This is a genomic window from Nocardiopsis alkaliphila YIM 80379, assembly GCF_000341005.1.
Classification (GTDB): Bacteria; Actinomycetota; Actinomycetes; order Streptosporangiales; family Streptosporangiaceae; genus Nocardiopsis; species Nocardiopsis alkaliphila.
Genome location: NZ_ANBD01000092.1, coordinates 1 through 19,336, shown reverse-complemented (window position 1 = coordinate 19,336; position 19,336 = coordinate 1). Strand labels below are relative to the sequence as shown.

The 19,336-nt window shown below is 68.1% G+C and carries 18 protein-coding genes; 4 read left to right on the top strand and 14 right to left on the bottom strand.

All coding sequences use genetic code 11. From position 1 onward, the window contains the following. Positions 1-202 precede the first annotated feature (202 nt). The 3 genes from D472_RS0113700 to D472_RS0113690 all read right to left on the bottom strand — a co-directional run bounded on the left by D472_RS0113700 (position 203) and on the right by D472_RS0113690 (position 3,616). Positions 203-1,888 carry a ribonuclease J gene (locus D472_RS0113700; RefSeq protein WP_017605056.1) on the bottom strand — a complete coding sequence of 562 codons (1,686 nt, stop codon included), beginning with the start codon at positions 1,886-1,888 and terminating at the stop codon, positions 203-205. Beyond that, complete coding sequence (dapA, locus tag D472_RS0113695) at positions 1,885-2,856, bottom strand: 4-hydroxy-tetrahydrodipicolinate synthase (RefSeq protein WP_026117671.1); 972 nt, start codon at positions 2,854-2,856, stop codon at positions 1,885-1,887. The genes D472_RS0113700 and dapA overlap by 4 nt, the downstream gene beginning before the upstream one ends. 379 nt (positions 2,857-3,235) lie before the next feature. Beyond that, positions 3,236-3,616: a phage holin family protein gene (locus D472_RS0113690; protein ID WP_083903475.1), complete on the bottom strand. Its 381-nt coding sequence runs from the start codon at positions 3,614-3,616 to the stop codon at positions 3,236-3,238. An 84-nt stretch (positions 3,617-3,700) separates the two neighbouring features. Between D472_RS0113690 and D472_RS0113685 the strand changes: the two genes are divergently transcribed. From D472_RS0113685 to D472_RS0113670, 4 genes are all read left to right on the top strand, one after another. After that, positions 3,701-4,255, top strand: coding sequence for a GNAT family N-acetyltransferase (locus D472_RS0113685; protein WP_017605053.1), 555 nt, complete (start codon positions 3,701-3,703; stop codon positions 4,253-4,255). A gap of 109 nt (positions 4,256-4,364) precedes the next feature. Beyond that, positions 4,365-5,237: a 1,4-dihydroxy-2-naphthoate polyprenyltransferase gene (locus D472_RS0113680; protein WP_017605052.1), complete on the top strand. Its 873-nt coding sequence runs from the start codon at positions 4,365-4,367 to the stop codon at positions 5,235-5,237. A gap of 35 nt (positions 5,238-5,272) precedes the next feature. Beyond that, complete coding sequence (locus D472_RS0113675; RefSeq protein WP_017605051.1) at positions 5,273-5,767, top strand: NUDIX domain-containing protein; 495 nt, start codon at positions 5,273-5,275, stop codon at positions 5,765-5,767. A 240-nt stretch (positions 5,768-6,007) separates the two neighbouring features. Continuing rightward, entirely contained in the window at positions 6,008-6,691 is a 684-nt protein-coding gene (locus D472_RS0113670) for a class I SAM-dependent DNA methyltransferase (RefSeq protein WP_017605050.1), read from the top strand. A 61-nt stretch (positions 6,692-6,752) separates the two neighbouring features. Here D472_RS0113670 and dapB read toward each other — a convergent pair whose 3' ends face one another. The 11 genes from dapB to D472_RS0113615 all read right to left on the bottom strand — a co-directional run bounded on the left by dapB (position 6,753) and on the right by D472_RS0113615 (position 19,310). Continuing rightward, entirely contained in the window at positions 6,753-7,496 is a 744-nt protein-coding gene (gene dapB, locus D472_RS0113665; RefSeq protein ID WP_083903474.1) for a 4-hydroxy-tetrahydrodipicolinate reductase, read from the bottom strand. A gap of 49 nt (positions 7,497-7,545) precedes the next feature. Next, positions 7,546-8,520 (bottom strand): L-histidine N(alpha)-methyltransferase, encoded by a 975-nt coding sequence (egtD, locus tag D472_RS0113660; RefSeq protein WP_017605048.1) that lies wholly within the window; start codon positions 8,518-8,520, stop codon positions 7,546-7,548. Between the two features lie 105 nt (positions 8,521-8,625). After that, positions 8,626-9,405 (bottom strand): ergothioneine biosynthesis protein EgtC, encoded by a 780-nt coding sequence (gene egtC / locus D472_RS0113655; protein WP_017605047.1) that lies wholly within the window; start codon positions 9,403-9,405, stop codon positions 8,626-8,628. Beyond that, a complete protein-coding gene (egtB, locus tag D472_RS0113650) occupies positions 9,405-10,757 on the bottom strand; it encodes an ergothioneine biosynthesis protein EgtB (protein ID WP_017605046.1) in 1,353 nt (450 codons plus the stop codon). Before egtB ends, egtC begins: the two co-directional genes overlap by 1 nt. Next, a complete protein-coding gene (locus D472_RS0113645; protein ID WP_017605045.1) occupies positions 10,754-12,040 on the bottom strand; it encodes a glutamate-cysteine ligase family protein in 1,287 nt (428 codons plus the stop codon). The genes egtB and D472_RS0113645 overlap by 4 nt, the downstream gene beginning before the upstream one ends. A gap of 202 nt (positions 12,041-12,242) precedes the next feature. Next, entirely contained in the window at positions 12,243-13,208 is a 966-nt protein-coding gene (locus D472_RS0113640; RefSeq protein ID WP_017605044.1) for an arylamine N-acetyltransferase family protein, read from the bottom strand. A gap of 250 nt (positions 13,209-13,458) precedes the next feature. After that, positions 13,459-14,541, bottom strand: coding sequence for an ABC transporter ATP-binding protein (locus D472_RS0113635; protein WP_017605043.1), 1,083 nt, complete (start codon positions 14,539-14,541; stop codon positions 13,459-13,461). Continuing rightward, positions 14,538-15,566, bottom strand: coding sequence for an ABC transporter ATP-binding protein (locus tag D472_RS0113630; RefSeq protein WP_017605042.1), 1,029 nt, complete (start codon positions 15,564-15,566; stop codon positions 14,538-14,540). Before D472_RS0113630 ends, D472_RS0113635 begins: the two co-directional genes overlap by 4 nt. Continuing rightward, on the bottom strand, positions 15,563-16,540 hold the full coding sequence (locus D472_RS0113625; protein ID WP_017605041.1) for an ABC transporter permease: 978 nt from the start codon (positions 16,538-16,540) through the stop codon (positions 15,563-15,565). The genes D472_RS0113630 and D472_RS0113625 overlap by 4 nt, the downstream gene beginning before the upstream one ends. Continuing rightward, positions 16,537-17,607: an ABC transporter permease gene (locus D472_RS0113620; protein ID WP_017605040.1), complete on the bottom strand. Its 1,071-nt coding sequence runs from the start codon at positions 17,605-17,607 to the stop codon at positions 16,537-16,539. The genes D472_RS0113625 and D472_RS0113620 overlap by 4 nt, the downstream gene beginning before the upstream one ends. Continuing rightward, a complete protein-coding gene (locus D472_RS0113615) occupies positions 17,604-19,310 on the bottom strand; it encodes an ABC transporter substrate-binding protein (RefSeq protein WP_083903478.1) in 1,707 nt (568 codons plus the stop codon). The genes D472_RS0113620 and D472_RS0113615 overlap by 4 nt, the downstream gene beginning before the upstream one ends. Positions 19,311-19,336 lie beyond the last annotated feature (26 nt).

Genomic DNA, 19,336 nt, shown 5'->3' with positions numbered 1-19,336 from the left:
GGGGGTCACCTCCACGGGGACGGGGGTCGTACTCGAAGCCCGGGCACAGCGCCCCGGCACGGCGGGAAGCCTACTAAGGTGCCCAAGCCCGGGCACGAAGGCGCACCGGCGTGTCGTGGCCGTGCTCCGGAATCGAATACCACGCGACGTCGAACGGCCCGGGAAGGACCCGGGCCGTTCGACGCTTGGAGGTGGGGTCCGGTCAGACCTCGACCAGGACGGGGATGATCATGGGACGACGACGGTAGGTCTCGTTCACCCAACGGCCCGTGCTGCGACGGATGAGCTGTCGCAGCTGGTGGGGGTCGTTGACCCCGTCGGCGGCCGCCTTCTCCAACGCGGTCTCGATCTTCTCCATGACGTCGTCATAGGCGTCCGATCCCATGCCGGCGCCCCGAGTGTGGATCTCGGGCTCGCCCAGGACCTTGCCCGTGTTCGAGTCCACGGCCACGACGACGGAGATGAAACCCTCCTCGCCGAGGATGCGGCGGTCCTTGAGCGCGGCGTCGGTGACGGCACCGACCGAGGAACCGTCCACGTAGACGTAACCGGCCTGCACCGCACCGACGATCTTGGCCCGGTGCTTGTAGAGGTCGACCACCACGCCGTCCTCGGCGATGACGATCCGATCGTTGGTCACACCCGTGAGTTTGGCCAGGTCGGCGTGGGCGCGCATGTGCCGCCATTCACCGTGCACCGGCATGAAGTTGCGCGGACGCACCATGTTGAGCACGTACAGCAACTCACCGGCGGAAGCGTGGCCGGACACGTGCACCAGGGCGTTGCCCTTGTGCACGACCTTGGCGCCCCAGCGGGTCAGACCGTTGATGACCCGGTTGACGGAGTTCTCGTTGCCCGGGATGAGCGAGGAGGCCAGTAGGACGGTGTCCCCCTCCTCGATCCGGATCTGGTGGTCCCGGTTGGCCATACGGCTGAGCGCGGCCATGGGTTCGCCCTGCGAGCCGGTGCACACCAGGACGACCTCGTCGGCCGGCATCTTGTCGAGCTGCTTGACGTCGACGATGGTGTCGCCGGGGATGTTCAGGTATCCCAGGTCACGCGCGATGTTCATGTTGCGGACCATGGAGCGGCCCACGAACGCGATTTTGCGGCCGTGTGCGGTCGCCGAGTCGATGACCTGTTGTACGCGGTGCACGTGCGAGGCGAAACAGGCCACGACGATGCGTTTCTCCGCCTGCCGGAAGACCTTGTCGATAGCCTCGGTCAGGTCGCGCTCGTTGACGATGAACCCGGGCTGCTCGGCGTTGGTGGAGTCCGACAGCAGGATGTCGACACCTTCGTCGCCGAACCGGGCGAAACCTGCCAGGTCGGTCAGGCGTCCGTCCAGCGGCAACTGGTCCATCTTGAAGTCACCGGTGTGCAGCACCGAACCACCAGGGGTGCGGATGCCCACGGCCAGCGCGTCCGGGATGGAGTGGTTGACCGCGAAGAACTCCAGGTCGAAGGGGCCGAAGTCGCGACGCTCCCCCTCCTCCACCAGGACGGTCTCCGGTTTGATGCGGTGCTCGCCCAACTTGGCGCTGATCAGCGCCAGGGTGAGCTTGGAGCCGACGATCGGGATGTCCGCACGCTCACGCAACAGGAAGGGCACGCCACCGATGTGGTCCTCGTGCCCGTGCGTCAGCACGATCGCCTCGACGTCGTCCAGGCGATCCCGGACGTAGTCGAAGTCCGGCAGGATCAGGTCGACGCCGGGCTGCTCCTCCTCGGGGAAGAGCACACCGCAGTCGACGATGAGCAGTCGGCCGGCGTACTCGAAGACGGTCATGTTGCGACCGATCTCACCGAGACCGCCCAGCGCGACGATTCTCAGGACGCCTTCGCCCTGGGGCGGGGGCGGACCGAGTTCGGGATGCGGATGACTCATACGGAACCCTCCGTGAGACGTTCGACACGGACGGCGCTGGCCGGAACCGCCTGGTGCGGGGCGAGCCCGATCGGGCCCTTGACCCCGGCTGCCGCCAGGTCCTCGCGTAGGAGGGCCTGGAGCTCGGAGGAGGCGTCGGCGAGCGGCGTACGGACCGGCCCGGAGGGAAGCCCGAACAGGTTGAGGATGGCCTTGGTGGTGATGACGCCCTGGGTACGGAACATGCCGGTGTAGACCGGGGTGAGGCGGCGGTGGATGGCCAGCGCCTGACCGACCTCGCCCTTCTCGAAGGCGTCGATCATGTCCTTGAGGTCACTGCCCACGATGTGGCCGACGACACTGACGAAACCGGCGGCGCCCACCGACAGCAGCGGCAGGTTCAGGATGTCGGTACCGCAGTAGTAGGCCAGGTCGGTGCGCTCCATGACCCAGGAGCTGGCGCCGACGTTGTCCTTGGCGTCCTTGTTGGCGACGATGCGCGGGTGCTCGGCCAGCCGGACCAGGGTCTCGGAGGCGATCGGCGTCCCGGTGCGATGCGGGATGTCGTAGAGCATCACCGGAAGGCCGGTGGTGTCGGCGATCTCGGTGAAGTGCCGGATCAGACCTTCCTGCGGCGGCTTGTTGTAGTAGGGCGTGACCGCCAAGAGGCCGTGCGCGCCGGCCTTCTCCGCGGCCTTGGCCAGCTTGACGCTGTGGCGGGTGTCGTTGGTGCCCACGCCCGCGACGATCTGGGCACGGTCGCCGACGGCTTCGATGACCGTGCGGAGTAGGCGATCCTTCTCCTCGTCACTGGTCGTGGGCGACTCACCGGTGGTGCCACTGATGACGAGGCCGTCGTTGTGCTGCTCGTCCACCAGGTAGGTGGCGAGTCGAGCGGCGCCGTCGTAGTCGAGTTCGCCGTCCTCGAGCATCGGGGTGACCATCGCGGTCAGCATCTTGCCGAACGGGCGGTTCTTGGTGTCCATCATCACGTATGAAAGGCTCTGGGGTCCGGTGCCGGGTAGGCGTTCGGACCCTCATGTGCCCCTCCTCCTCTCCATGTGTTGCGTGAAACAGCTGATTTTTCCCGGGCCGGGTGCTTTCTGCCGTGCCCGGGTGAGGCGGCGCTGTGCGTCCACCACCGCGATCGGCCATGGGGCCGGACGCGGGAAAGTCTGTGCCGCTTCGAGCGTTTGCGTGTTCAAAGCGTTGTGCGGTTCGGTCCCCGTCCTCGTCGGTCGAGGTGAGGGAGCGTCGCCGGTGTGTGGAGCCCGGATGTGTGAACCTACCCGCCCCGGACCACCACCACGCGGGTGGGGCCCGGGACCATCGTGGTCGGGAGGGGGTGCGTGGGGTCGTCCGCGGGGATCAGTCGTCGCTCTTGTCCGGCAGGAACATACTGAGCACCCAGCTCACGATGGTGACGACGATGGCGCCCCAAAAGGCGGGCCAGAAACCGTCCACGTGGAAGGGGAGCTCGAAGAGCCCGGCGATCCACTCGGTGAGCATGAACAGCAACGCGTTCACGACCAGCCCGATCAGACCCAGGGTCAGGGCGTAGAACAGGCAACCGACCGCTTTGACGATCGGTTTGATGATGGCGTTGACCACGCCGAAGATCGCACCGACGACCAAGTAGACGAAGATCTGGCCGACGGTGTCGTCGGCCCGTACGTCGATACCGTCGATCAGGAAGACAGCCGCCCAAAGGGCGAGCGCGTTCACGATAACTCTGATAATGAGGCTCACATCGTAGATGTTCCCATGCCGTGGCAAGCTCCGGAAACTCCGGCGTCGACTTGCCCACGCCGGGAACCGTTGAGGAGGCCCTTGGTGTCCAGTGCGCAGTTCGTCCGTCCTGCCCGTACCGCCGACGTGAACACGGTGGTGGATCTGCAGGTGGCGTCATGGCGGTCGATGTACGGGGGGTTGTTGCCGGCCGAGGTGACCGAGGAGATGTCGGGCGAACAGGCCAGGGAGAGTTTCCGGGAACAGTGGACGGCGGCGCTGGAGTCCCCGCCCACCTCCAAGCACCGGTTGGTGGTGGCCACCGACGAGGTGGGGGGAGAACGCCTCGTGGTGGGGTTCGCCGCCTTCGGGCCGGCGGGCGACCCCGACCTGTGGCCGGCCAAGGACGCCGAGGTGTTCGCGCTGCACGTGGACCCCGAACGGGTCCGTGAGGGGCATGGCAGCAGGTTGCTGAACGCGTGTGTGGACCACCTGGTGGAAGGCGGGTTCGGCACGGTGCACGTGTGGGCCCCGCAGGAGGAGAACGCGCTGCGTTCGTTCCTGGAAACAGCGGGGTGGCGTGCGGACGGGGCCCGTCGGGAGATCGACATGGGCCGGGTGGTCCCCATGGTGCGGTTGCACGCGGCCATCTCGGAGTAGGTACGCCCGAACCATACCGGTTCGGTGTGGCCAAGAGCAGGCACTACCGTGAGGTGGTCGTTGTGGCGCGCCGGAAGCGTGCCTCGTCTTGGAAGGGGAGGACCGGCGCGTGGCCACGGTCAGTGAATGGGTCTCGGGGCTGCGACCCCGCACGCTTGCGAACTCGATCGTCCCGGTGGCGGTGGGGAGCGCTCTGGCCTTCGCGCTGGACGGGTTCGTTTGGTGGAAGGCCCTGCTCGCGCTGCTGGTGTCGATGACCCTTCAGGTGGGAGTGAACTTCGCCAACGACTACAGCGACGGGGTCAAGGGCACCGATACCGAGGAACGGACCGGCCCGACCCGGCTGACCGCCTCCGGGCTGGCCGCACCCGGACGAGTACTGGCGGCGGCCCTGGCCGCCTTCGCCCTGGCCGGGTTGATCGGCCTGGTGTTGGTGGCGACCACCTCGTGGTGGTTGCTGCTCCTCGGGGCGGCCGCGATCGCGGCCGGATGGTATTACACCGGAGGTCGTTCGCCCTATGGCTATCGGGGGCTGGGTGAGGTCTCGGTGTTCGTGTTCTTCGGTCTGGCGGCCGTGGTGGGCACCGTGTTCGTGCAACTGGAGGCGGCGCCATGGCAGGCGTGGGTGGCCGCGATCCCCGTAGGTCTACTGTCCTGTTCGGTACTGGTGATCAACAACCTGCGCGACATCCCCACCGACCGCGAGACCGGCAAGATCACCCTCGCGGTACGTCTGGGTCAGACCGGTACCCGCCGGATGTTCGCGGGAATGGTCGTCGCCTCCTACGTGTTCGCGCTGGCTCTGGTACCGGTGTCCTGGTGGGTACCGTTGGTGCTGCTGTCGGCCCCGTTGGCCGTGCCTCCGCTGCGCCGAGTGCTGGGCGGCCAGGTCGGCCGTGACCTGGTCCTGGGCCTGGGTGAGACCGGCAGACTCCAGATGCTGTTCGGTGTGTTGTTCTCCCTCGCCCTGCTCTTGGGGTAGCCCCTGCGTCGGGTCGAGGGCCTATAGTCACCCGGGTGGGAGAGCTGAGCGACGAGGAATTCTACGCGTCCCTGCCGGCCACCCGGGGAGCGGCGGGAGCGCTCATCCGTTCGACCGAAGGTGACGTGCTACTGGTGCGGCGGGTTTACGCACCCGATCGCCCCTGGGGCATCCCCGGAGGGATCATGGAGGCCGATGAGTCACCCCTGACCGCCTGTCTACGGGAGGTCACCGAGGAACTCGGAGTGTCGGCCTCACCCCGGCGCCTGCTGGTGATGGACTGGGTCCCGCCCGCCCTTCCACGCACCTGTGCCCTGCACTGGTTGTTCCGGGTGGAGGTGTCCTCGGAGGAGTTCGTCCTACCCGCGGAGGAACTGTCCGGATGGATCTGGGTGCCGCCGCAGAGGCTGGACCGTTACCTGACCGGAGGTGTGGCCCGCCGGATGATCACCGCGGTCCGGGTCGACGATCGAATCGGCGCGCCGATCTACCTGGAGAACGGACACCCTGTCCTACCAGGAAATATTTGAACGTTCACCACATCGGACGGGTGTCCGGTTAGGGTCGTGGCGGTCGGGGTTCGCCCGTTACGAAGCGGCGTTCAAGAGGGTGGGTGGCAAGGCGACGAGAAGTCCTCCTAGTGATTCCCATGTGGGCTTTTCGCCAACACGCCGAGGTGCCGTTCTGGACGTCGCGACGGGGTGGACCTTGACCGACACGGCATTAGGATGCCGTCCACGCCTTCCGTGTGCCAGGGAGAAATCACCACCGTGCCGAGCGATCGAACCGATCCCCACTACCTCGCCCCTGACCCCGTGGCCTGGGCCGAACGTCGCGAAGAGCAGGCCAAGGCATTCGACGCCATCGGGGAGCGCTATGACGAGGCCTTCCCCAACAAGGAGGGCCAAGAGGACTGCGTACGCCGCCTGCTGGATTCCCTACCCCAGGGCGCGCACGTCCTCGATCTCGGGTCGGGCACCGGTCTGCCGACCGCCAGGCAACTGATCAACGCGGGCGCGAGGGTGACCGGTTTCGAGATCTCCGAGCGCATGCTCGAACTGGCCCGCGCCAACGTTCCCGAGGCGGACTTCCGACAGGCCGACATCATGGACCTGGACCCGGTCGAGACCTCCTACGACGCCATCGTGGCGTTCTTCTCACTGTTGTGCCTGCCCAAGGACCGCGTGGCCGTGGCCTTGGGTCGGGTGCGCGCGTCCCTGGCCCCGGGCGGTCTACTGTGCCTGTCCATGGTGGAGACCGACCTCGACGACGTTCCGCTCTCCTTCCTGGGCACGAAGATCCGTGTCTCCGGCTACCGCCGGGACGAGTTGCGCGAGGTGGTGACCAACGCCGGCCTGGTCATCGAGGACGAGCGCGTGGTCAGGTTCGAGCCCAAGGACGAGGGTGCCCGACCGGAGGTGCAGCTCTTCCTCACCTGCCGCCGCGGCGCCTGAACACGTCGAAGGGGACCGCCCGGCGGTGGGCGGCCCCTTCTTCCTTGGTGCTCGCTGCTCGCTAGCGCAGGTCCAAGAGGGGTTCCAGCCCCAGGGTGAGATCCTCGGGCAGGTCCGCGACCTTGCGGATACCGAGCAGTACGCCGGGCATGAACGAGCTCCGATTCATCGAGTCGTGGCGGATCTTCAGGGTCTCGCCGTCGGTGCCGAACACCACTTCCTGGTGGGCGATCAGACCCTGGATACGCAGCGCGTGAACGCGTACCCCGTCCACGTCGGCGCCACGGGCCCCGGGAATCTCGGACGTGGTGGCGTCGGGCATCACCGGGACGCCGGCCTCACGACGGGCCTCGGCGATCAGTTCAGCGGTGTGGTAGGCCGTACCGCTGGGGGCGTCGGCCTTGTTCGGGTGGTGCAGCTCGATGATCTCGGTGGAGTCGAAGTAGGGTGCGGCCTTCTTCGCGAAGTGCATCATCAGCACCGCTGCGATGCCGAAGTTCGGCGCGATGAGCACCTTGGCCCCCGGCTTGACGGCCTGCATCCGACCAACCTCGGCCAGCTTCGTCTCATCGAACCCGCTCGTGCCCACGACGGCGTGGATCCCGTTGGCGATCAGCCACTCCAGGTTGCCCATCACCACGTCGGGGTGTGTGAAGTCGACGACGTAGTCGGCTCCCAGCACCGCGTCACGATCGTCACCGGCGTCCACGCCCGCGACGAGTTCCATGTCGTCCGCGGCCCGAACCGCCTTGACGACCTCTGACCCCATGCGCCCATCGGCGCCGAAAACTCCTACCTTGAACACGGAACGAGCGTACCGGAGCCGACCACTGTGTTCGGCGTGGTGGGGCGTGTCAGCCGGCGGTGGACAGGCACAACGCGAAGTCCCCGGCCGGATCGGTCCACCAATGGGTGAGGGTGAAGCCGGCCGTGTCCAGTTCCTTGGTCAGTCCCTCACGGCGGAACTTGGCGGAGATCTCGGTCCGCATGTCCTCCCCGGGGAAGAACTCCACCTCCAGGTCGAGATCGGCCACGCGCACGTGTTGGTGGGTGCGTGAGCGTAGTCGCATTTCGATCCACTCCTGCTCGGCGTCCCAGCGGGAAACGTGGTCGAAGCCCTCCGGGTCGAAGTCGCCGCCCAGTCGGTGGTTGATCACGGACAGGACGTTGCGGTTGAACTCGGCCGTGACCCCTTGGGCGTCGTCGTAGGCGGCGACCAGGCGGGCCGGGTCCTTGACCAGGTCGACGCCGAGCAGGAAGGAGTCACCGAAGTCGAGGGTGGCGTGGACGTCACGAAGGAAACCGGCCCGTTCGTCGGGTTCCTGGTTTCCGATGGTGGAGCCCAAAACGGCGAGCATCTGCGGACCTTCGTGTTCGTTGACCGGAAGCAGGCCGAGGTGGTGCTCGAAGTCACCGACCACCGCGTGCACGTCCAAGCCGGGGTAGTCCTGGGCGACCCGCTGGGCGGAGGAGGCCAGGAAGGCGCCGCTGACGTCCACGGGGACGAAGCGCTTGAGCCGGCCATGACCGAGCATGGCGTCCAGGAGCAGTCGGGTCTTGACCCCCGAGCCGGAGCCGAGCTCGACCAGGGCCACTGCGTCGGCGGCCTCGGCGATCTCCTGGGAGTGTCGCTCGAGGATGGCGCGTTCGGCCCGGGTCGGGTAGTACTCCGGCAACCCGGTGATCTCCTCGAACAAGGCGCTGCCGCGTTCGTCGTAGAACCACTTGGGCGGAAGTCGCTTGGGCTCGACGGAGAGCCCTTCGATGACGTCGGCGCGCAGGGCCTTGTCGAGGTCGTCTGCGGTGAGGTTTCGATCAATCCGGAACATGCTTCCTCCTGTGCCCCCTGAAGAATGCGCCCGGGACGGGCGGCGCCCATGTGATGGCCCTGGGGTGGCCCACGTGGCGGGCCGGGCTCCGACGGATGAGGGTGATCAGTTCAAGGGCCGGATGTCGGTGCGCTCGCGAGTGGCGATCACCACCGACCCTTCCGGGACCTCCCGCCAGTCGTGGCCGTCATCGAAGGGTTCGGAGGCCAGGTAGACCCCCTCCCCCCCTTCTCCGGGCCGGCGTAGGGCGTACAGGGTGTCCCCGGCGGTGGTTCCGGCGATCACCGTGCCGTCACCGGCCAGCAGGTTGTAGCGACCGTCGGAGAGTTCCCGGGCCCGGCGCACCACTGCGGCCAGGGTTCCGGGCAGGTCTCCGGTCGCCCGCCACAGACGTACGGTGTGCGCGAACAAGGACGCGGAGTCCACCGGCGCCCGTGCGTCCAACGCACCGGAGGGCACGGGAAGGGCGAGTGCGGCGGTCAACGCCTCGTCGTCCTCGACGGCTCCGTTGTGGCTGAACAGCAACCGGTCCGCGCGGAAGGGTTGAGCCCCGGACTCCTCGGAACCGAAACCGATGGTGGCGTCACGCACGGCCGCGACCACGCACCCGGAGGTGATGGCCCGGGCCGCGTCGGTGAAGGAAGCGTCGCCCCACATGGGCATGGCCCGCCGGTACCGCAGTGCTGTCGGGAACTCCTCGGGAGCGTCCTTCCCGGGCGTCCCGGTTTCCTCCGGATACCAGCCGACGCCGAACCCGTCGGCGTTGACGGTGCCGTACCGCTGGCGGCGTGGCGCCCAAGACTGAACGTGCAACGAGTGGGGTGGTGCGTACAACAACTCGTGCAACGTACGTGGCGGCCCCAGGTAGGCGAGGTGACGGCACATCAGTCGCGGTCCGCATCGCGTGCACAGCGCAAACCGCTGAAGATCTGTCGGCGGATCGGATGATCCCAGTTCCGGAAGGTGGAGCGCACCGCGGTGGGGTGGGTGGCCCAGGAGCCCCCACGCAGCACCTTGTAGCCGTCGCCGAAGAAGACCTCCGAATACTCGCGGTAGGGGAAGGCCCGAAATCCCGGGTAGCCGTGGAAGGTGGTGGAGGTCCACTCCCACACGTCCCCGATGAGCTGGCGCACCCCCAGTGGGGAGGCGCCGTCGGGATGGGCCCCCACCGGGGAGGGAGCGAGCCTGCGCTGGCCGAGGTTGGCGTGGCGCGGTTCGGGTTCGGCGTCGCCCCAAGGGAAGCGATGGGAACGACCGGTGGCGGGGTCGTACCGGGCGGCCTTCTCCCATTCGGCCTCGGTGGGCAGTCGTTTGCCCGCCCAGTGGGCGTAGGCCTCGGCCTCGTGGAAACTCACGTGTTGGACGGGTTCGTTCGGTGGCACGTCCTCGCGGCGACCGAAACGGCGCCGGGTCCAACGTCCCTCCTCCAGGGACCAGAAGGCGGGGGCCACGGCCTCCCGGGCACTACGCCACTCCCAGCCGGCCCGGCTCCACAGCTCGGAGCGCCGATAGCCGCCGTCGGCGATGAACTCCTGGTAGGCGGCGTTGCTCACGGGGGTGGTGTCGATCCAGTAGGCGGGCAGGTCGACCACGTACGCGGGGCGCTCGTTGTCATAGGACCAGGGATCGTCGTCGGTTCCCAGGGTGAAGGGGCCGGCCGGGACCAGCACCTCGTGGGCCTCGGGCGGGTCCATCGGTCCCAGGGACGGGGTCTCCTCCAGCAAGGCGGGGGCGCCGCGACGCAGTTGGTGGGTGGCGAGCATCGTCTCGTCGTGCATGTGTTCGTGCTGGATCACCATGTGGAAGACGAATCCGGCCTCCAGCAGGGAGCGTTCCGAGTGCCCCGCCCGCCCCGGCGCCCCAGGACGTACGGACAGATCGGCGCCTTCCAGGGTGTCGAGGACCTCCCTGCGCACCCGCTCGTTGTACTCACGTGCCTCCTGCGGGCGCAGCAGCGGGAGCGTGACCCGATCGGCCCGCGGGTTCTCGAAGGCGTCGTAGAGGCCGTCGATGTCCGGGCGCAGCGCCTCACGTCCACCGGCGGCCCGCAGCAGCCACTGTTCCTCATAGTTACCGACGTGCGCCAGGTCCCAGACCAGGGGTGACATCAACGGGGAGTGCTGGGCGAGCAGTTCGTGCTCGTCGAGCGCCTCGACGGTCAAACCGTTGCTGCGTCGCCTGACCCGGTCGAGTTCGACGGCGATGCGTTCCTTGAGGCGTTCTTGTTCGTGGATCACGACGAACCTCCGGGGCGGGCGAGGTGGGCGTCGGCGCCGGTCGGCGACCCGGCCGGGCGCGCTGCGGGCACTTGAAGGGTCGCGTCCGCTGGGCACAGACCACGTCGGACGTAGCGCTCGGCGTATGCGTCCACGAGGGTGGCGAGTTCGGACGAACCCATGCGCGGCAGGGCCTCGATGGCGGCGTCGAAGCAGGTCCGAGCACACGCGACGATCTCCGGGTCACTCGGCCCCGAACGCGCCGAACGCAACCACAGTGTGGGGGCGGGCGCGCCGCCTCCGCTCAGCCGTGCGGTGGCCTCCTCGGCGGTGGCCCTGGCGCGGGGGTCCTCGGTCAGGGCTGCGGCGAACGCCATCGGGACCGGCCACCAGCGCAGGGGCACGGTGTCGATCATCCGCAGCTCCCACCAGCCACGCGGACGAATGGGTGGGAACAGGGTGCTCAGGTGGAACTCCAGGTCGGCGAGGGCGAGGGGACGTGGCCCCCGCCCGTGGACCCAGTCGTTCAAGGTGATACCGGGGTCCGCGGTCCAGGTACCGCCCCCACCGGGGGTTTCCGGTATGGCCATCACCTGGGCGGCCAAGGCGTACTCGGTCCAGGCGGTGGCCGGGTCGACGCGGGATCCCGGTTCCGGAACGGGTCGGGTGCGGCTGGAGTCGGTGGCCGCCCAGATCGCCCATCGGGTGGACTTCCATCCGGTGGGTCGACCACGCCAGAGGCCGGAGTTGGCGAAGGCGGCGACCAGAACGGGGCCGAGTCGGTGAAGGAATTCCCAGCGCTCTCGCGTGTCGGTGACGTCGTCCCCGATGTCCAGACACACCTGGAGGGATGCGGTGCTGCACATCATGGTGCGGCCGCTGACGTGGCGTCGGCGGGTGAAGAAGCGCTCCATCGCCCCGTAACGGGGCACTCGGAGCTGAAGCGTGGGTGGTCGCAAGGGATCGAGCGCGGTCTCGACCAGGTGTAGTCCGGCGTTCGCGAGTGCCTTTCCCAGGTGGTCCAGGTCGGCGCCGAGGGCCTGGTGGACGCGTCCCGGCCCCGGCAGGGCGGGCGAGCTGAGCTCGACCTGGCCACCGGGTTCGAAGGTGAATCGGCTTCCTGCGGGCGGGGGCCCGTAGGGCTCCAGCAACTCCGCGAGTCGCTCGATGGTGACGGGCGCGGTGGGGCGTGCGGGGTCGGTGACCAGCCATTCGGTCTCGACCCCGACCTTGCCTGGAGGGCCGGTCTTGAAACAGATCCCGTTGATGTACTCGTGAACGTCTTCCGCCGTCATGTTCATCATGGGCTGGCTCCCTCGGAGTGGCACCTCTCAAGTCCTGCCCAGCGATCTGCGGGGATGAACCTGGGGTATGCCCACAAGTCCTCAGGTTCGGCCGCGCGGCCTCGGACGGAGGCACCTCGGTGACGGCGACGCGCCCTTTGGCCACACGGTTTTCCCGTCAACGGAAGGAGCCAGGACACCCCCCCGAATTGAGTGATGTGGGTCACACCTCAAGAAAACTCCGCACCTTCCCCTCGATGAGAGCGCGTTCTTCCTGGTCAAGGTGGATGTCGAAGACCTCATGCAACACCCTCCCCACCTCCCCCACCAAGACCTCACGTGTCTCCCGTTCCGGACCGGATCCCGTGGATTCCTTTCGGTCCCTCCCCACCCGCTCCACCGTCAAGATCGTGTTCGTCAGCGAGTACCGAGTACCGCNCCGAGTCCCGCCGACGGTGCGGGCCGCCATCAGCCGGGTACGGAAGGGTGAGCGCGGGTGGGTGGTGAGGTAATGGCTGAAGACGGCGTAGTCCTGCGGCAGGCTCGCGGCTGTGGTGAAGGAGTACAGGTTCTGCCACTGTCGTCCCTCGAAGGCGCGCAGGAGCCACTCCTGGCCACCCGATTGCGGAATCCGGTCCAGGCGCAGGTGCCAGCCGTCCTGAGAGGTCTGGTGTCCGTTGACGAAGGGGAAGGGTTCGAGTAGGCCGCCTCCACCGAAACCGACGTCCACCAGCCAGGGCGAACCTTCCACGTCGACCCGCAGTAGGGCGTGTGTGGAAGGTCTGGGCCGCCCATCTCCGCCCACCAACACCCGGGCGGCGAAGGCGGTGAGCGTGAACCCGATCCGATCCAGCGCGGCGGCCAGCAAAAGGTTCTGCTCGTAGCAGTAACCGCCTCGGCGGTGATGGACCATCTTGTCCGCCAACGACGGCGGATCGAGGAGGACGGGACGCTCCAGCAACAGGTTCAGGTTCTCGAAGGGGATCGCCGCCAGGTGCGCGCGATGCACGGCCTTGAGGGTCTCCAGCGTGGGCGAGGGGTCCTCGGCCAGCCCCACTCGTGTCAGATAGGCACCGAGGTCCAACCCCTCACCCCGCCACGGATCGAGGTCGGTGAACACGGGTGCGGGCGGCGGGGCGGCCCCGGGGACCGGCTCGGGCTGTTCGGTGGTGTTCTCACTGGTGGCCATGCCCTTGCCAACGGTGGCTCCGGCACGGGTGTTCCGCTCCGAAGGGGCCCGGCTCGACCGAAGACGTCCAGGAAGAGCGCGTGCGGACCCCTGGTTCCCGGAAGCGTCCGCGGTCAACGAGCCACAAGGTCTCCCGGAGCGCTCCCGCCCGACTCGCCCGCCCCCTCGAGGCCTCTCGGCCGACTCCATCCCCACGGCTGAGACCAGGGCTTCGCATCAAGCAGCGATCACACTCGGGGGCCGACCCTCATCATCGGTTCGACGCGGCCTCCTCGTCCACGCGCCCGGACTCGTCGGCGGCCGCCCAGTGGCAGGCCACGCGGTGCCCCGCGCCCCCACCCAGGATCGCGGGGTCCACACCCACGCACCGATCGGCCACACCCGCCCGTTCGGCCTCACCCGAGGCCAGCACCGGACAGCGCGGATGGAACCGGCACCCCGAGGGCACCTGCTTGGGGTCCGGTGGTTCACCACTGAGCAGTACGGGTCCCTCGCCCAGCCCCGAGTCCGGCAGTACCGACAGCAGGGCACGCGTGTAGGGGTGGGCGGGGGCGGAAAGCACCTCCTCCACCGTTCCCAGCTCCACCACACGTCCCAGGTACATCACGGCCACCCGGTCGGCGATGTTCCACGCCAGCCCGAGGTCGTGTGTGGCCACCAGTGCGGACAGCCCCAGCCCATCGCGCAGTCGCAGCAACAGACGCAGGATCTCCCCGCGCACCGAGGCGTCCAGGGACGCCACGGGCTCGTCGGCCACCAGGACCTCGGGGTCCAGGACCAGGGCGCCGGCGATCACCACGCGCTGGCGTTGGCCCCCGGAGAGCTCGTGCGGGTAGCGGGACAAGAACCTCTCGGGTGGACGCAGGCCCGCCCGGGACAGGGCCCGTTCCACCCGTTCCAGTTCGTCCACCGCGGTGCCCTCGTGGATGCGCAACCCCTCCACCACCGACTCGTAGACGGTCCGGCGCGGGTTGAGCGATCCCATGGGGTCCTGTTGGACGAACTGGACACGGTGACGGTAGGAGCGCAGGTCACGGGAGCGATAGCGCAAAGGTGCGCCTTCGAACAGTATTCGGCCCCGGGTCGGGCGTTCCAGACCGAGCAGGGTCCGGGCCAGAGTGGTCTTGCCACAACCGGACTCACCGACCAAGGCGACGATCTCGCCGGGGGCCACGTCCAGATGTACCCCGTCCACGGCCCGAGCGGTGCCCCTACCACCGCCCGGGGCGAATCCGGCGGTGAAGGCCACCTCCACGGACTCGGCGCTCAGAATCGGTACGGCCCGCGCCCGGGGGCCGGCCCCGGGCCGGCCCGGGGCTGTGTCGGTGCTCAACGACTCGTCTCCTCCGGGCTGGTCTCCTTCGACGCGCCGGCCTCCTCCGGTCCGACGTGCACGCAGGCGGCGTACCGGTCGGAGTGACCATCAGGGTTCGGGTGGAGCGGCCACAGCGGTGGGTCCACGGTGGCGCACACCGGCTCGGCCACCGCGCATCGCGGTCGGAAGGCACATCCCGGGGGTGGATCGGCCGGATCCGGCGGGTCTCCCGGTAGCCCTCGTGGCGCCAGTCTGGAGGCGGGGTCACCGATCTTGGGAAAGGCCGCGCTCAACGCACTGGCGTAGGGATGGGCGGGCCGGTGTACGACTTCCCGCGCCGGCCCTTCCTCCACGAGCCGGCCCGCGTACATGATGGCGACTCGATCACAGGCGTCGGCCAGCACGGACAGGTCGTGGCTGATCATCAACATGCCGATACCGTTCTCCTTCACCAGTCGCTCCAGCAAGGCGAGGATCTGCGCTTGGATCATGACGTCCAGGGCGGTGGTGGCCTCATCGGCGATGATCAGGCGCGGTTCACAGGCCAACGCCATGGCGATCATCACCCGTTGGCGCTGACCTCCGGAGAGCCGGTGGGGGTGGTCGCGTGAGCGGGAAGCGGGCAGACCGACCTGTTCGAGGAGTTCGGCGACCCGGGCTTGGACCTGGTTCGGCCTCACGACCCGATGCAACAGGAGGGGTTCGGCGACCTGCTCACCGATCCGCCTGACCGGATTCAGCGAGTGCATGGCGCCCTGGAAGACGACCGATGCGCCGGCCCAACGCACGGCGCGCAGACGCCCCCACCGCATCTGGAGAACGTCCTCGCCCTCCAACAGGATTCGCCCGGTGACACGGGCGGTGGCCGGCAGCAGGCGTAGTAGTGCCAGGGCGACGGTGGACTTACCGCTACCGGACTCCCCCGCCAGGCCGAGGGTGTCGCCAGGGTTCAAGGACAGGTCCACGCCGCGTACGGCCGGTACCTCACCGGTACCGCCGGCATAGGTGACGTACAGGTCTCGGACGTCGAGAAGGCCGCTCACCTTGGTCCCCTCAGTCGTGGGTTGATGACGGATTCGACCGCGCGCCCGCACAGGGTGAAGGACAACGCGACGATGGCGATCGCGAGGCCGGGCGGAACGATGTACCACCAGATCCCGGCGCTGATCGCCCCGGAGGTACGGGCCGCCTGCAGGACACCGCCCCAGGAGATGGTGGTGGGATCGCCCATCCCCAGGAAGGCCAAGGTGGATTCGGCGATGATCGACGTGGCCACCAGCAAGGTGGTCTGGGCGAGCACCACCGGCATCACGTTCGGAAGCACGTGCCGGCCCATGACGTGCGCGTGGCCACCACCCAGGGCTCGGGCCCGCTCCACGTAGGGGCGGGCCTCCACCGCCAGGGTCTGGGCGCGCACGAGGCGCGCCGTGGGTGGCCAGACGGTGAGCCCGATGGCGAGGACGATGGTGCCGGTACCACGTGGCAGGACAGCCGCCAGGGCCACCGCCATCACCAGGGTGGGCAGGACCAGGAACCAATCGGTGACGCGCATGATGACCGAGGAGAGGATACGGCCTCCCCTCCCACCGGAGGAACCGAAGTGTCCGGCGGTGATCCCGGCCAGGGTGCCCAGGGCCACGGAGACGAACGTGGCCAGCAGACCGACGGCCAACGACACGCGTGAGCCCCAGATGATCAGGTCCAGGATCGAACGACCGAAGTTGTCGGTGCCCAACGGGTACTCCACGCTGGGCGCCTGGTAGCCGTCACCGGGGGCTCCGGTGACGGTCAGGTGGGCCTGGTCGATGAACAGCGGCGCGGTCAGGGCGAGCAGGCCGATCGTGAGCAGCGAGGTTAGGCCGAACAGTCCGGCGCGGTTGCGCGCGTACTCGCGGGCGAACCGACCCAAGGCCTCTCGGTGGCGTCGCCGAGCCAGGGCACGGGGTGAGAGCACCACTTCGGGCTCCGACCCGGTGGGTTCGGGTCCATGGGGCGTGGGTTCGGTGGGTGCGCTCATGGGCGCACCCGTGGATCGAGCAACGGATACACCAGATCGGCCAGAAGGTTCATCAGGATCACCGAGGCCGCGAAGACCACGAACAGGCCTTGGACGAGGCCGAGGTCGGGGACTCCCAGGCCGGAGTAGAAGAGTTGGCCCAGTCCCGGCCATGAAAAGACCGTCTCCACCAGGATCACCCCGGACACGACCTGTCCGAGGTTGAGGAAGATGAGGGTGACCGTGGGCAATAGGGCGTTGGGAACGGCGTGTCTGCGCCGTACGAGGACGTCTCGCAGTCCCTTGGCGCGAGCGGTGGTCAGGTAGTCGGCTCCCTTCTCGTCCATGAGGGAGGAGCGCATGATCATCAGGTACTGGGCGTAGATGACCGCCACCATGGTGATGACCGGAAGCACCATGTGTCGGGCGGTGCTCAACGCCCGTTCCAACGACCCGGTGAGGCCGGGGTCGACCATGCCGCCGGTCGGGAAGAGACCGGGCATGAAGCCGCGCCCCGAGGCCAGCAGGACGATGAGCAGCAGACCCAGCCAGAAGGTGGGCACCGACCAGAAGAACAGGGCGATGGCGGTGTTGACCCGGTCCCCGCGTCCGCCGGGTTTCCAGCCGGCCCGTGAGCCCAGGAACAGGCCGAGGAGTGCGGCGATGACCGTCCCGGTACCGGCGAGCAGGATGGTGGGCCCCAGGCGTTCCAGGATCAGGTCCACGACCGATTCGCGGTACTGGAAGGAGACGCCCAGGTCGAGCCGGAGCAACCCTTCGGCGTAGTCGAGGAACTGGCGCCACAGGGGTTGGTCGAGGCCGAACTGGCGGCGCAGTTCCTCACGCTGCTCCGCGGTGACCTCGCGCCCTTCGGTCATGGCGCGAACGGGGTCACCGGGCAGGATCCGAAAGAGGAAGAACCCTGCGACGATCACGGCGAACAGGGACACGACCGCGGTCATCAGTCGACCGAGCACGTAGGCGAGGACCCGACGCGCCCGTCCCGACCCTCCGGTGGCCGTCACGGAGGGGGCACCGCCCGTGTCCGCCCCGGTCGGGCCCTCCGATGCCGGCTCCGTGGTCCTCACTCGCGGTCCTCCACGGTGGAACGGTTGCGAAAGAACAGGAAGGCTCCGCCGGCCAGCGCGACGAGGACCACGGCGCCGGCACCGATGACCGCTCCGGTGGACGGACCATCCCCGGAGGACGCGGCCGAGGCGTCGGCCGGTTGCGCCGACCACCAGGCCCAGTAGCCGTCCTGGCCCCAGATGTTGCCGCCCTCGGTGGGCTCCAGTCGGATGCTCTCGATGTGGTCGGTCCGGTAGGCCTCCATGATGTTGGGGTAGGTCAAGACGTTGACCACGGCCTCCCGGTACAGGACCTCCTGTAGTCGGTGGATGATCTCGGCCCGAGCCTGGCGGTCGTACTCGGCCAGTTGTGCCTCGTACAGCTCGTCGTACTCCTCGTCGCAGAAGTAGGCGTCGCCCTGCATGGTTCCCGGTTCGGTGGGCAGCGCCCCACAGGTGTGGATGCTGAACACGTAGTCGGGGTCGGGGTTGACCGTCCACCCGGTGAAGATGAGGTCGTACTCGGCGTCATAGAGGGCGTCGCTGAGGATGCCCGGATCGACGGTCCGGTTGTCGATCTCGACGCCGATGTCGGCGAGGCGCTCTGCGATGACCAGTCCGGCCTGGACGTTGTCCGGGCGATCGGAGTGCACGTGCATGCGCAGTTCCAGGCGGTCGCCGTCGGGTGAGACGCGCACACCGTCATCGCCGAGTTCGTAACCGGCCTCGTCCAGCATGGTGTTGGCGGCCTCGGGATCGAAGTCGAGGATGGCCTCCTCGCCCTGGGGCGACCAGTGGAAATCACCGTAGCGCGGCGGGACGTAGCCACCGGCGGCGACCGCCTGACCGTTGGACCCCTGCTGGACGATCTCCTCGTTGTCGATGGCCATGACGATGGCCTGGCGCAGGGTCAGGTCTTGGAGCGCGGGGTGTCCGTCTCCGAACTCCTCACCGTCCTGGGTGAGGGCTCCGGGGTTGATGGTGAAGGCCTGGAACCGCTTGCCGTCGGCGATGTTGACGGCGATGTCCTCGGCCGCCTCCAGCGAAGTGACCTGGGCGTCGGTGAGCTCGTAGACGAAGGAGACCTCACCGCCACGGAGCGCCTCGACCGCGGCGTCCTTCTCGGAGTAGTAGCGAAAGTACAGCTCGTCGAAGCCGGGCGCGCCCCGCCAGTGGTCGGGATTGGCCTCCAAGCGGATGTGCTCTCCACGTGAGTGTTCGGTGAGGACGAAGGGGCCACTGCCGACGGTGGGGAAGTCGTCACCCGCGTAGTCGGAGAAGGCCTCGCCCTCCTCCTCCAGGATCGGTTCCCACACGTGGCGAGGCACGATGGGCACGTTGAGCGCGGTCATCGTGGCCTGGGGCTCGTCCAGTTCGATGACGACGGTGTGGTCGTCCTGGGCGGTGACGTCCTCGAAACCGGAGACATAGTTTCCGGAGGCGATGGCCGCGGCGTCGTTCTCCATGATGGTGGTGAAGGTCCACACGACGTCGTCGGCGGTGAGCGGTTCTCCATCGGTGAAATGGACGTCGTCGCGAAGGTTGAAGGTCCAGGTCAGACCGTCTTCGGAGGAGTCCCAGCTCTCCGCGAGGGAGGGCGCGGGTTCATTTCTGTCCGGGTCGACCGTCACCAGCCGGTCGTAGACGTGTCTGAGGATGTTGGTGGTGACCGCCAACTGCGCGGTGAAGGGGTTGAACGAGTCCACCTGTTGGGCGATGGCCACCGTGAGCGTGGTGGCGCTCGTCTCGT

Excerpts from the sequence above, each read along its gene's own strand:
- egtC (WP_017605047.1), bottom strand. The coding sequence starts at position 9,405 with ATGTGCCGTCACCTCGCCTACCTGGGGCCGCCACGTACGTTGCACGAG.
- dapA (WP_026117671.1), bottom strand. The coding sequence starts at position 2,856 with ATGATGGACACCAAGAACCGCCCGTTCGGCAAGATGCTGACCGCGATG.
- D472_RS0113645 (WP_017605045.1), bottom strand. The coding sequence starts at position 12,040 with ATGATGAACATGACGGCGGAAGACGTTCACGAGTACATCAACGGGATC.
- D472_RS0113700 (WP_017605056.1), bottom strand. The coding sequence starts at position 1,888 with ATGAGTCATCCGCATCCCGAACTCGGTCCGCCCCCGCCCCAGGGCGAA.
- D472_RS0113625 (WP_017605041.1), bottom strand. The coding sequence starts at position 16,540 with ATGAGCGCACCCACCGAACCCACGCCCCATGGACCCGAACCCACCGGG.
- egtD (WP_017605048.1), bottom strand. The coding sequence starts at position 8,520 with ATGTTCCGGATTGATCGAAACCTCACCGCAGACGACCTCGACAAGGCC.